This is a genomic window from Morganella sp. Je.2.23 (assembly GCF_051129855.1).
GTDB classification, from domain to species: Bacteria; Pseudomonadota; Gammaproteobacteria; order Enterobacterales; family Enterobacteriaceae; genus Morganella; species Morganella sibonii.
The window spans coordinates 59,767-72,317 of sequence record NZ_JBCPSQ010000010.1 but is presented as its reverse complement, the minus strand read 5'-3'; the positions used below and the strand labels follow the sequence as shown (position 1 = coordinate 72,317).

Here is a 12,551-nt window from a genome sequence, read left to right as displayed (position 1 = left end):
GATTGTCTGATAAATTGTTAAAGAGCAGTTGCAACATTCGCTGCCGTTGCCGGTCTTCTGCGTTGTTGCGAGGCTGCGTATATTACGTTTCCAGCCCCTTCGAGTCAAGCGTTGTTTTTCAACTTTTCGCTTTCTGCCGGCGCGCTTCTCAGCGTGTTGCTCCGTGTCAGTGAGGGCGCATTATAGACACTCGCTGAGATCACGCAAGTGTTTATTTCAAAAAAATGTTTGTTCGCCACTTTTTTCACCACAACGGTGGTTTACCGGGCAAAAACCCCGTCATTTGCTTTAAATCTGTACAAATTCTGCTGCGAATACTTCAACCTGCTGCCAATCCGTGTATTCCACTTCTTTACTTGTATCTGTTTCACCTTTTGTCATCTTCATAATCAGGCGAATCATTATCCGGTCAAACCAGCCGTAACGCGGATACAGCAATGCGCCGGCAAAGACAGTGCAGACCGTCGGCTTCCAGGGCGTTGCTGCAAGGAATTTCCGTACATACACATTTGTCTCCGGTGTCCGCTTCTCCGGTTTACGGGCTGTCAGGTTCACGCCGAAGAATGCGGTTTTCATCTGATTCAGTTGTCCCGCATGCAACTTCGCAAATTTATCCAGCGCCCGGTTAAAATGTCCGTAACGGATAGACGCGCCGACCAGCACTTTTTCATACGGTGCCAGATTCAGTGACTGATTGTCCTGTAAAGAGCGGACATCACATTCCGCTCCCGCTTTGCGCAGATGCAGCGCAATTTCAGTAATGATTTTTTTTGTCTGCCCGTCATGGCCGGAATAAAGCAACAAGTACGACATGAAACACTCCGTTAATCACGCCAGAAAGTCGGCGTCAGTAATACCAGCAAAGTAAAGACTTCCAGACGACCAAATAACATCGTCACGACAAGGATCCATTTCCCGGCCGGATTCAGGGTTGTGAAGTTCTCACCCAGAGTTCCCAGCCCCGGCCCCAGGTTATTCAGAGTGGTCGATATTGCTGAGAAAGCAGAAAACTCATCAACGCCTGTCGCTATCAGTAACAGCATACTGACCACAAAGACCAGTGCATAAGCAGAGAAAAATCCCCAGACAGCTTCGATGATTCGTTCCGGTAATGCCCGGCGGCCCAGTTTGATTGTGTAAACCGCATTCGGATGCACCAGACGTTTCAGCTCACGCGCCCCCTGAAGGAACAGCAGCATAATACGGATAACCTTCAGGCCACCACCGGTTGACCCCGCACATCCGCCGACAAACGCCGCGCACAGCAGCAGCATCGGCAGGAACAGCGGCCACTTGTAGAAACTGTCTGTAGAGAACCCGGCCGTCGTCGCCATTGAGACAACCTGGAAAAAAGCCTGGTTGAGGGTTTGTCCCTCCGTAGCATAAACATCAAACTTCCACAAAACCAACGCACAGATCACGACCAGCACACACTGAAGGGAAATAAACATCCGGAATTCCAGATCCCGCCAGTAAACCCCGAGGCTGCGCCCGGTCAGCACCGCAAAGTGCAGGCCATAGTTACAGCCCGAGATCAGTAGAAAGATGGCAATGATGGTATTAATGGCCGGGCTGTTAAAGTAGCCGATACTGGCATCATGCGTGGAAAACCCGCCGATGGCGATAGTGGAAAAGCTGTGGGATATCGCGTCAAAGACATCCATCCCCGCAAACCAGAGGGCAATTGCGCAGACGATGGTAAGGAAAACATAAATAAGCCAGAGTGTTTTTGCAGTTTCCGCGATCCTCGGACGCATTTTGTTATCTTTCAGCGGGCCCGGCATTTCCGCGCGGTACAGCTGCATTCCCCCGACGCCCAGCAGCGGCAGAATAGCAACAGCCAGTACGATGATCCCCATCCCGCCCAGCCACTGCAGCATCTGCCGGTAGAACAAAATCGCTTTTGGCAGCGTATCCAGCCCGACAAGAGTGGTGGCACCGGTTGTGGTTAACCCGGAAAATGATTCAAAAAATGCATCTGTCACTGACAGATTCGGACGTTCTGAAAAGATAAAAGGTAATGCCCCGACACTGCCCAGCACCGTCCAGAACAGAACCACAATCAGAAAACCTTCTTTCGGTTTTAATTCACTCTTTTTATTGCGGTTCGGTATCCAGAGCAGCAGGCCGATAATCAGTGCTGCCAGGAACGTCTGACTAAATGCTTTACCTGCACCGTCTTTATAGATAAGCGCCACGATCCCGGGGATGATCATGGTGACAGAAAAAATAATGACGAGTAACCCGACAATACGGGTTATGGCGCGAAAATGCATTGCGGCAGAGTCCTCAGAAATCAGTTTCCGGTGATGTCTTCAGAGCATTTAAGCTCAAACATCCCCCGGCTCAGGTCACGTAATTTAGCATTAACCTCACTCAGTAAGGTAGCAGGAATCGAAATACGTAACGTCACATCCGCACCGAACTCACTGTTGATTACCGTGCCACCCACCTGCCGGACTAATAATTCAGCCTGGCTGATAAAGCTGTAATCACAGGTTATTTCACCGATCACCTGCGGGATTTTTGTTTTGGTCACCAGGAGTTTCAGTGCCTGCTGAACCCCGCTGCCGTAAGCCCTGACCAACCCGCCGGTACCCAGTTTTATTCCGCCGAAATAGCGGACAACCACTGCCGTAATCTCCCCTATTCCGCTGCCGAGCAACGGGGCAATCATAGGTTTTCCGGCTGTTCCTGTCGGCTCACCGTCATCAGAAAATCCCAGTTGCTGCGAATCATCCGGGCGCCCTGCAACAAATGCCCAGCAATGGTGCCGGGCATCGGGATATTCATCTTTGACGGACTGAATAAACTGCTTTGCTTCATCCACCCCGTCCGTATGCTGCAACAGGGTGATGAAACGACTTTTTTTTATCTCTTCAGTAAACATAACCGGCTCAGCCGGTATAAGGTACGATTTCATTACGGCAGATTCAGATCCCGTGTCATATTTTCCACACTGTTTTCATGGATAATAATGTTATCCTCAATGCGGATCCCGCCACAAGGTTTAAACTGCTCAATGCGTTTCCAGTCAAAGTGCTGACTGAACTTCCCTTCACGCCACGGTGCCAGCAGAGACTCAATAAAATACAATCCCGGCTCAATAGTCAGCACCATACGCGGCTCCAGAACACGGGTGCAGCGCAGGAACGGGTACATTTCCGGCGCGGCCAGATGTTCACCCCGGTCATTCTGCATAAACCCGGCAGCATCATGTACCTGAAGACCCAGAGGGTGCCCCAGACCGTGCGGCAGGAACGGGGTGGTTACCCCTTCGCTGACCATGGCTTCTTCAGACATACCGGTAATGATTTTATGTTTTCTCAGCAGCTTAGCGATTCGGTGATGCATCTGAATATGGTAATCGGTATAGCGGACACCGGCTTTGATATCACTGATCAGTGACTGCTGCTCATCATTGAGATCAGAAACCAGCTGAGCAAAATCACTGTCCGCATCAGCGGCATATGTCCGGGTTAAATCAGCGGCATAGCCGTTGAATTCAGCGCCTGCATCTATCAGGAAACTGTGCCGTACACGCGGTGTATGTTTATTCAGTTTGGTGTAATGCAGAACGGCCGCATTTTCATTGATCGCAACAATATTGTCATACGGAACATCAGTATCACGATGGCCGGTTGCCATCAGATACGCCATATTGATATCAAACTCACTCAGACCGGACAAAAACGCCTCATGTGCGGCAAGATGCCCGTTAACAGCCATTTTTTGTGCTTCACGCATGCAGGCCAGTTCATAATCTGTCTTATATGAACGATGAAACGCAAAGAAATCCAGTACCGCTTTCGGGTTAATATGATTGCTGCTGATTCCCAAAGTACCGGCACGATCCGCATCCGGTCCGATATACGCCGTACGGGATTTATCCTGTGCTGCCAGCATTGATGCAATGTCTCCGGCATTCTTCAGATGAATAACCTCAACATCGTTCGTCCAGAAAGAAGAAGGTAACGCCTCAACGCTGTGCCAGTAATCAACCGGGGAATAGAACCATAACTTTGGTTTATTCACGCCGTCAGTCCACAGCCAGCAATGCGGTACATCAGTAACCGGAACCCATGCCTTAAAATGCACATTACTTTTAAACGGGTAGTCACGATCATCAAGAAAAATACGGATCGGTGCACCGGAATGGATCAGTAATGAGTCCAGTTTCTCACGCGCAAGAATATCGCGGGTCCGCTGTAATAATGTTGCGATGTGCTCACGGTAGAGGGATGCCATTTTTTCCATGGGAATTGACCTTTTTTCATTATGATAGTGACAAAAGCTTAGCATGATCTCCGCGATGATGGATATGGCAGGCGATATCATCCCCGGTTATTTACCGGGAATCTTCGGCGCGTCACGACGTTTTTCTTTTCTGTTTCTGCATATTGAGACATTTTACGTGATCTTTAGCGCAAAAAATCATCATTTCATTTGCTTTTGTTAACAAAAAAATCACAATTACCTCATCTGGTCATACCACCTGGCGTTCTCATCCTTTGCCGGAACGATGCAACATTAAGGAGAACCATATGCTTTATCACAGTGAATCAATGAAGGTCAGCTGGGAAAAAGAGGGAATTGCAAAACTTGTTTTTGATGCGCAGGGAGCGATAAATAAACTGGATACCCGGACAATTGCCTCACTGGATGAAGCCGTTGCCTGCCTTGAGAAAACACCTCAGCTGAAAGGCCTTATTATTACCTCCTCCAAAGAAAGCTTTATTCTGGGAGCTGATATTACAGAATTTATCTCTCTGTTTAATGCTCCGGCGGAGCAACTGACTGAATGGCTGAATTTTGCCAACCATCTGTTTAACCGTATTGAAGATCTGCCTGTACCCACTGTCGCCGCACTGAGGAAATTCACACTCGGCGGGGGGTGTGAGTGCGCGCTGACAACAGACTACCGCCTCGCAACAGATGATCTGCTCATCGGTCTGCCGGAAACCAAACTCGGTATAATGCCGGGCTTCGGCGGTTCAGTCCGTCTGCCCCGCCTGATTGGCTGTGATAATGCCCTTGAACTTATCACGCAGGGAAAAACAGTGACAGCGGGAGAAGCACTGAAACTCGGTCTCGCTGACGGTATTGTACCGGATGACGAACTGCTCAGCGGTTCAGTGATACTGCTGGAACAGGCCATCAGTGGCCGTATTGACTGGCAGGCACGGCGGCGGCAGAAAAAAGCGGCGTTACAGTTACGCCCGGCAGAGTTACAGATGAGTTTTATCACCGCCAAAGCCCTTGTCCGGCAAAAAGCCGGAAAACACTACCCTGCACCTATGGCGGCAGTAAACGGAATCGAGGCCGGAGCCGGATTGTCCCGTGATGAGGCATTACTCTGCGAAACCGCTCACTTTGTGCCGCTGACCCGGACGCTGACAGCCCGCGCTCTGGTTTCACTTTTCCTGAATGAACAATATGTCAAAGGCCTTATCCGCCGGCAGACAGCATTACGTGATGCACCGGAGCAGGCTGCGGTTATCGGTGCCGGCATTATGGGTGGTGGTATCGCCTACCAGTCGGCTTACAGCGGTATCCCCGTTCAGCTGAAAGATATTCAGTCCGCCGCATTGCAGGCCGGTATTGATGAAGCGGTAAAATTACTGGAAAAACAGTGCCGGTCAGGAAAAATGACGCTGGTTCAGGCCGCCGGGATACGCGCGGCTATCCACCCGGTCCGTCATGATAACGATATCAGTGACTGTGATATTGTGGTTGAAGCCGTTGTTGAAAATAAGGCCGTCAAACAAAAGGTACTGGCGGATATTGAACAACGGGTCAGCGAACACTGCATCCTGACATCAAACACATCCTCCATTCCTGTCAGTGAACTGGCTCAGGCACTGAAACGTCCGCAAAATTTCTGCGGAATGCATTTTTTTAACCCCGTTCCAAAAATGCCGCTGGTAGAAGTGATCCGGGGAGAACAAACCGCGGATAACACAATTGCCGCTGTGGTGCATTATGCGCACAAAATGGGGAAAACACCTGTTGTGGTGAGAGACTGCCCCGGATTTTTTATCAACCGGGTGCTGTTTCCGTATCTGAATGCTTTCTCTCTGCTGGTTTCCGCCGGTGCTGATATTAAAACTGTTGATCGCGTGATGGAGCAGGAATTCGGCTGGCCGATGGGCCCGGCATTATTACTTGATGTTGTCGGGCTGGATACTGCCAACCATGTACAACACGTGATGGCAGAAGGTTATCCGGACCGGATGGCCGTCGCTGAGAATAATGTCATCAGCCTGTTTGCCGGACTGAAACGACTGGGGCAAAAAAACCGTCTCGGCTTTTACCGTCATTCGGATGACGGCAAAGGACGCCTTCAAAAACAGTCTGATGAACAGCTTGAGGACGTGCTTGCCCCACTGAAGCGGACGCCCCGTGATTTTACGCCGGATGAAATTATCGATCGCCTGATGATTCCGATGGTGAATGAAGTTATCCGCTGCTATGAAGAAGGCATTATCAGCAGCCCGGCCGAAGCTGACCTTGCACTGGTTTATGGTCTTGGTTTTCCGCCGTTCCGGGGCGGTATTTTCCGTTATCTGGATGATACCGGCACCCGGGCTTTCTGTGAAAAAGCAGAACAATACAGCACGCTGGGACCGCTTTATATCATCCCGGACAGCCTGCGGGCACATGCTGTTAATAACACGACCTATTATCCGCAGCCGGATAGTTACCCTGTTACCGCACAGTGAGGTTTATATGGAAAAAGTCATGATAATTGATGGTCTCCGCACCTCAATGGGACGTTCAAAAAACGGTATTTTCAGGCATGTACGGGCAGAAACTCTCTCTGCAGAAGTCATGAGTGCGGTAATAAAACGCAATAAAATCAATGCGAATGATATTGATGACATTATCTGGGGTTGTGTGCAGCAGACCGGAGAACAGGGGTTCAATATCGCCCGTAATGCCGCCCTGCTGACAAATATTCCGCATACCGTGCCGGCTGTTACCGTTAACCGTCTGTGCGGCTCATCGATGCAGGCGCTGCACGACGCCGCCCGTCTGATTCAGACCGGTGACGGCAGGCTGGTTCTTGCCGGTGGTGTCGAACATATGGGTCATATCCCGATGACACACGGTATCGATATCAATCCGGCTGCGGCGCTGTACACCGCCAAAGCATCCGGCATGATGGGATTAACGGCCGAAGCACTGGCGCAGCAGTTTTCTGTCAGCCGGGAATCCCAGGATGAATTTGCCCTGCGCTCCCATCAGTTAGCTGCTCTGGCATTCCGGGATAACAAATTCAGCCGTGAGATCCATCCGGTTCAGGGACATAACCCGGCAGGGGTGCCTGTTGCTGCCATCCGGGATGAAACCGTGCGGGATAACAGCAGCCTCACCGAACTGGCGGCCCTGCGTCCGGTGTTCGATCCGGTAAACGGCACCGTTACCGCCGGTAACTCATCTGCCATATCGGATGGTGCTTCAGTAACATTGCTGGCCGGAGAACACTATGCCCGCGAGAATGGCTTGTCTCCGCGGGCAGTGATACGGGCAATGAGCGTCACCGGCTGTGAACCTGCACTAATGGGGTACGGCCCGGTAGAGGCAACACAAAAAGCACTGAAAAAGGCAGGGCTGGCACTGAATGATATTGATGTTATCGAGCTGAATGAAGCATTTGCGGCGCAGGCTCTCGCCTGCCTGAAAGGCATGGGATTATCTGACTGCTATGACGACAAAGTGAATCTGCATGGCGGCGCGATTGCACTCGGGCATCCTCTCGGCTGCTCCGGCACCCGGATCATCAACTCACTGCTGACAGTCATGGAGCAACGGGATGCTCAGTTCGGCCTGGCAACAATGTGTATTGGTTTCGGTCAGGGGATTGCAACCGTGATTGAACGTGTTCCCGGCTGAACACAGATAATCTGATAAACAACAGCGACGTTTTCTGCTTCACCACACAGCACAATACGTCGCTGATACCCTTTAACCGTTTAGCTGACCTGTTATCAGCATACTCCCGCCGTCAGGGGGCGGGATTTTCTTTAAATAAATTCGAACGCGTCACCAAACAGGCGGGCAGCATCAGCGCCGCGTTCCTGGCAGAAACGCTCCCGGGCAATTTTAGCCATTTCAAAACGACCGGCAATATAGATATCTTTTCCGGCCAGTGATCCAAAATCATCCAGAACAGCGCTGAGTACAGTACCTGTCCGGCCGCGCCAGGTATCATCCGGCTGTTCAACAACAGGGATTACTTTCAGGTTGGGATGTGTTTCGGCAAGAGCCTGCAATTCACCCAGATCATAGAGATAGATATGCTCTCTGGCACCCCAGTAAAACGTAATATCACGCTGCGGGTTTTCTTCCAGTGCCGCCAGCAAAACAGAACGGGTGTAAGAAAAACCGGTTCCTCCGGCGATCAGGAGCATCGGTGCATCGCTGTTTTCACGAAACCAGGCATTACCGTGCGGAATATCAATGGTTACCTGACGATTATCCAGAATCCGATCCATCACTGCCATCGCATAAAGATTGAACTCGGACGCACCAATGTGCAGCTCAATTTCTTTCTGTGATGACGGTGCCGATGCCATTGAAAACGGGCGCTTATCCCGCTCATCCATCACTACCATCAGGTATTGTCCGGCTTTGAATGAAAAATCACCGTCCGGTAATAATTTTATGCGGTATACCGTATCCGTTATCGATTCAACAGAGGTAACTTTGCAGTTTAACGTTGCCATGTGCTCCCTCAATCATTGAGAATATTTAATTCATCCCATAAGGCGTCAACACGTTGTCTGACTTCATCGGTCATGACAATCGGTTTTCCCCACTCACGCGAGGTTTCGCCGGGCCATTTATTTGTTGCGTCCAGCCCCATCTTCGACCCCAGCCCCGATACCGGTGACGCAAAGTCGAGATAGTCGATCGGGGTATTTTCCATCATCACCGTGTCCCGGGCAGGATCCATCCGGGTGGTAATCGCCCAGATCACATCATTCCAGTCACGGGCATTGATATCATCATCGCAGACAATAACAAATTTTGTGTACATAAATTGCCGTAAATACGACCAGACTCCCATCATGACCCGCTTTGCATGTCCCGCATACTGCTTTTTCATGGTGACAACGGCCAGGCGGTACGAACACCCTTCCGGCGGCAGATAAAAATCGACAATTTCAGGGAATTGCTTCTGCAGAATCGGCACCAGAACTTCATTCAGCGCCACACCCAGTGTTGCCGGTTCATCCGGCGGACGACCGGTATAGGTTGAGTGATAGATAGGCTCATCACGCTGGGTAATATGTGTGACCGTAAAGACAGGGAAATCATCCACTTCATTATAATAGCCGGTGTGATCCCCGTAAGGCCCTTCCGGCGCTGTTTCACCCGGTTCAATATACCCTTCAAGGATAATTTCAGCACCGGCAGGAACTTCCAGGTCATTCGAGATACATTTGACCACTTCTGACTTATTACCGCGCAGTAACCCGGCAAAGGCATATTCGGACAAGGTATCCGGAACCGGTGTCACCGCTCCGAGAATTGTTGCGGGATCAGCGCCCAGCGCCACCGCAACCGGGAAACGTTCACCGGGATGTGCCTGACACCATTCCTGAAAATCGAGTGCACCACCGCGATGCGATAACCAGCGCATAATCAGTTTATTTTTCCCCAGCACCTGCTGGCGGTAAATACCTAAATTCTGGCGATCTTTAAACGGACCGCGGGTTACGGTCAGTCCCCAGGTAATCAGCGGTGCCGCATCATCCGGCCAGCAGTGCATAACCGGGATTTTTGTCAGATCCACATCATCGCCGGTAAAAACATGCGTCTGACACGGTGCGGAACTCAGCCGTTTGGTCGGCATATTCAGCACCTGCTTAAATTTCGGCAGCTTATCGATAAGATCACGGAACCCTTTCGGCGGATCCGGCTCTTTCAGGAAAGCCAGCAGTTTGCCGACATCGTGTAATGCTTTGACATCCTCCTGCCCCATTCCCATCGCAACCCGTTTGGTTGTGCCGAACAGATTACAGAGAACCGGTATTGAATAACCTTTCGGATTTTCAAACAGCAATGCAGGGCCGCCCGCACGCAGTGTGCGATCAGCAATTTCCGTCATTTCGAGATAAGGATCAACTTCAGTTTTGATCCGTTTAAGCTCGCCCTGACTTTCCAGAATAGTGAGAAAATCTCTCAGGTCCCGATATTTCATGATGTTATTAATCTGTCAGCAGGTGAAAAGGACTCCATTATAGGAATCCCGTCCACTGTTACAAGTACAGGGATCAGCAGCAGCGGAACGGAACCCATTCTGCCAGAGCGCTGGTATCGAATTGTTCCGGGAATGTTTTGTTGTGCTGAAAGAGTTTAAATCCTTCATTTTTTCCGCTGAAATAGTGCAGCTCATTTCCTGAAATATGGAAGCCGCTGCCTTCACGAAGCGCCACAACAATTTCGTCCGGGTTGACGGCACAGAACTCCGCAATCCGCTCATCACGGGTTTCCCCCATGTGTCCGCTGATGACCGCATCAATATAATGAGGGTTAATCTGGACAGGGAACAATCCCAGAGACGGCATCACCACACAATTACGCACCGGCATATCATTGGTGGTTCTGATACTCGGTGTAGCCACGTTACACCCGGCACTCCAGCCGATATACGGGATATTCCGCTCACGAACCGCGCGCTGTATCGGCACAACCAGACCATTTTCATGCAGTAACTGGTTCAGCAGCCAGGTATTCCCGCCGCTGACAAGAATACATTCTGCATTTTCAATCGCCTGAACCGGGGAATCAAAGTGTTCGATACAGGTAACATCAATACCCAGAGCTTCGGAGAGTTCACGGGCACGCTGGTCGTGATCAGCACGGATGACCGCATATGCAATCAGTACCGCAGAGCGGATACCGCGTGTTTTTACCATTGCCCGGATACGTGACTGTGCATAGCTCAGCCATTGCGGGTTACCGGAAAGCTTGCCGTTACTGAGTAAAAAAACGTCCATCGACATTGCCCTTATTATTCTGTCATTATAGATAGATAAATAGTTTATAACTCATTAAATGACATCATTCTACGGTAAAAAGCAACTCAATTAAGGGACTGAATTCACACTCATTTGTCTTAAATCGTGATTTGCTGCATTCATCGTAAAACAAATTTGGTATTATCAGGCTTTATATAAGCCCCGTCTGTGTTGGATAGAGTAATGAAGGATTGGTATTTATTGTACTGCAAACGCGGACAACTTCCGCGGGCAATGGAACATTTGCAGCGGCAGCAGGTGGAATGCCTGACACCGATGGCGAATATTGAAAAGGTGGTTCGCGGCAAACGTGTGACTGTTAACGAGCCCTTATTCCCGAATTATCTGTTTATCTCTTTTGATCCTGAAACCATTCATACAACCACAATTAATTCAACGCGCGGTGTAAATCATTTCGTCCGTTTCGGACCACTGCCTGCGGTTGTTCCCGCATCATTGATTGAAGAGCTGAAAAATGCTGAATGTATCAGCCTGGCAGAGAAAAATGTTCCTCAGCCGGGAGATATTGTGGAAATCACTGAAGGTATGTTTAAAGGCCTGGAAGCCATCTATCAGGAGCCGGATGGTGAAACCCGTTCAGTGCTGTTACTGACACTGATCAGTAAGGAACTGACCAAAAAAGTGGATAACACCAGTTTTATAAAGAAACACTGAATATTGTCCGGAGCCCGGAAACAAAAAACCGCCGTATTACAGGCGGTTTTTATCTGACGCGGTATCACGTTACTCTTCGGCTTCTTCATCCTGCGGTTGTGCTTTACTGCGCGGCACATAGAAACGGGCGAAGAACACACCAACTTCAAACAGCAGATACATCGGAATAGCCAGCAGTGTCTGCGAGAACACATCCGGTGGTGTCAGCAGCATGCCCACCACAAAAGCCCCGACCAGAATATACGGTCGCTTCTGCTTCAGCGCGGTAACCGTTGTGGCACCACTCCAGCACATCAGAATAATGGCAATCGGAACCTCAAAGGAGATACCAAACGCCATAAACAACGCCATGACAAAGCTGAGATAGTTATTAATATCTGTCGCAATGACCACATCCTGTGGTGCTGTCGAGGTAAAGAAACCAAACGCCAGCGGGAAGACAACGAAGTATGCGAACGCCATCCCCATATAAAACAGCACTGTGCTGAAAAACAGCAGCGGCATTAATAACCGGCGTTCATGCTTATACAGTGCCGGTGCGATAAAAGCCCAGACCTGATACAGAATGTAAGGTGCCGAAATAAAAATGGAGACCATAACGGTCAGCTTAATCGGTGCCAGGAACGGTGATGCAACATCTGTTGCTATCATGTTCGAGCCCTGGGGCAATTTGCTCACCAGCGGCGATGATACAAGCTGATAGATATCATTTGAGAAGTACGCCAGCGCAACAAACACAACAAAGACAGCAATCAGGCTGTTGAGAATGCGTTTTCGTAATTCGATTAAATGAGTGATCAGCGGTTGCGTGTCTTCAACAGCCATAACGTACTTTTACCGTAATCT

At 49.9% G+C, this 12,551-nt stretch carries 11 protein-coding genes; 3 read left to right on the top strand and 8 right to left on the bottom strand.

The features are described 5' to 3' along the window. Positions 1-288: 288 nt before the first annotated feature. Genes hemG through pepQ form a run of 4 tightly spaced genes read right to left on the bottom strand, consistent with a single transcriptional unit; the run spans position 289 to position 4,257 of the window. Positions 289-813, bottom strand: a complete 525-nt coding sequence (gene hemG / locus AAZR23_RS20010) for a menaquinone-dependent protoporphyrinogen IX dehydrogenase (protein ID WP_434694453.1) — start codon at positions 811-813, stop codon at positions 289-291. 11 nt (positions 814-824) lie between these two features. Further along, entirely contained in the window at positions 825-2,276 is a 1,452-nt protein-coding gene (gene trkH, locus AAZR23_RS20005) for a Trk system potassium transporter TrkH (RefSeq protein WP_166706917.1), read from the bottom strand. Positions 2,277-2,296: 20 nt separating this feature from the next. After that, complete coding sequence (locus AAZR23_RS20000; RefSeq protein ID WP_434694452.1) at positions 2,297-2,923, bottom strand: IMPACT family protein; 627 nt, start codon at positions 2,921-2,923, stop codon at positions 2,297-2,299. After that, positions 2,923-4,257 (bottom strand): Xaa-Pro dipeptidase, encoded by a 1,335-nt coding sequence (pepQ, locus tag AAZR23_RS19995; protein ID WP_166706916.1) that lies wholly within the window; start codon positions 4,255-4,257, stop codon positions 2,923-2,925. The genes AAZR23_RS20000 and pepQ overlap by 1 nt, the downstream gene beginning before the upstream one ends. A 287-nt stretch (positions 4,258-4,544) precedes the next feature. Here pepQ and fadB point away from each other — a divergent pair, with 287 nt between their 5' ends. Beyond that, positions 4,545-6,722: a fatty acid oxidation complex subunit alpha FadB gene (fadB, locus tag AAZR23_RS19990; RefSeq protein WP_434694451.1), complete on the top strand. Its 2,178-nt coding sequence runs from the start codon at positions 4,545-4,547 to the stop codon at positions 6,720-6,722. Positions 6,723-6,729: 7 nt separating this feature from the next. Further along, on the top strand, positions 6,730-7,896 hold the full coding sequence (fadA, locus tag AAZR23_RS19985; protein ID WP_434694450.1) for an acetyl-CoA C-acyltransferase FadA: 1,167 nt from the start codon (positions 6,730-6,732) through the stop codon (positions 7,894-7,896). A 131-nt stretch (positions 7,897-8,027) separates the two neighbouring features. Here fadA and fre read toward each other — a convergent pair whose 3' ends face one another. From fre to pepE, 3 genes are all read right to left on the bottom strand, one after another. Further along, a complete protein-coding gene (gene fre, locus AAZR23_RS19980) occupies positions 8,028-8,729 on the bottom strand; it encodes an NAD(P)H-flavin reductase (protein ID WP_107680364.1) in 702 nt (233 codons plus the stop codon). Between the two features lie 8 nt (positions 8,730-8,737). Next, positions 8,738-10,210, bottom strand: a complete 1,473-nt coding sequence (gene ubiD / locus AAZR23_RS19975) for a 4-hydroxy-3-polyprenylbenzoate decarboxylase (protein ID WP_046892766.1) — start codon at positions 10,208-10,210, stop codon at positions 8,738-8,740. 73 nt (positions 10,211-10,283) lie between these two features. Then, positions 10,284-11,009 (bottom strand): dipeptidase PepE, encoded by a 726-nt coding sequence (gene pepE, locus AAZR23_RS19970; RefSeq protein WP_434694449.1) that lies wholly within the window; start codon positions 11,007-11,009, stop codon positions 10,284-10,286. A 204-nt stretch (positions 11,010-11,213) separates the two neighbouring features. Between pepE and rfaH the strand changes: the two genes are divergently transcribed. Beyond that, positions 11,214-11,705 carry a transcription/translation regulatory transformer protein RfaH gene (gene rfaH / locus AAZR23_RS19965; RefSeq protein ID WP_046892764.1) on the top strand — a complete coding sequence of 164 codons (492 nt, stop codon included), beginning with the start codon at positions 11,214-11,216 and terminating at the stop codon, positions 11,703-11,705. A 69-nt stretch (positions 11,706-11,774) separates the two neighbouring features. Here rfaH and tatC read toward each other — a convergent pair whose 3' ends face one another. After that, on the bottom strand, positions 11,775-12,530 hold the full coding sequence (tatC, locus tag AAZR23_RS19960; protein WP_046892763.1) for a Sec-independent protein translocase subunit TatC: 756 nt from the start codon (positions 12,528-12,530) through the stop codon (positions 11,775-11,777). Positions 12,531-12,551: the final 21 nt, after the last annotated feature.

Excerpts from the sequence above, each read along its gene's own strand:
- fadA (WP_434694450.1), top strand. The coding sequence starts at position 6,730 with ATGGAAAAAGTCATGATAATTGATGGTCTCCGCACCTCAATGGGACGT.
- ubiD (WP_046892766.1), bottom strand. The coding sequence starts at position 10,210 with ATGAAATATCGGGACCTGAGAGATTTTCTCACTATTCTGGAAAGTCAG.
- tatC (WP_046892763.1), bottom strand. The coding sequence starts at position 12,530 with ATGGCTGTTGAAGACACGCAACCGCTGATCACTCATTTAATCGAATTA.
- pepQ (WP_166706916.1), bottom strand. The coding sequence starts at position 4,257 with ATGGAAAAAATGGCATCCCTCTACCGTGAGCACATCGCAACATTATTA.
- pepE (WP_434694449.1), bottom strand. The coding sequence starts at position 11,009 with ATGGACGTTTTTTTACTCAGTAACGGCAAGCTTTCCGGTAACCCGCAA.
- hemG (WP_434694453.1), bottom strand. The coding sequence starts at position 813 with ATGTCGTACTTGTTGCTTTATTCCGGCCATGACGGGCAGACAAAAAAA.
- trkH (WP_166706917.1), bottom strand. The coding sequence starts at position 2,276 with ATGCATTTTCGCGCCATAACCCGTATTGTCGGGTTACTCGTCATTATT.
- AAZR23_RS20000 (WP_434694452.1), bottom strand. The coding sequence starts at position 2,923 with ATGAAATCGTACCTTATACCGGCTGAGCCGGTTATGTTTACTGAAGAG.
- fre (WP_107680364.1), bottom strand. The coding sequence starts at position 8,729 with ATGGCAACGTTAAACTGCAAAGTTACCTCTGTTGAATCGATAACGGAT.
- fadB (WP_434694451.1), top strand. The coding sequence starts at position 4,545 with ATGCTTTATCACAGTGAATCAATGAAGGTCAGCTGGGAAAAAGAGGGA.
- rfaH (WP_046892764.1), top strand. The coding sequence starts at position 11,214 with ATGAAGGATTGGTATTTATTGTACTGCAAACGCGGACAACTTCCGCGG.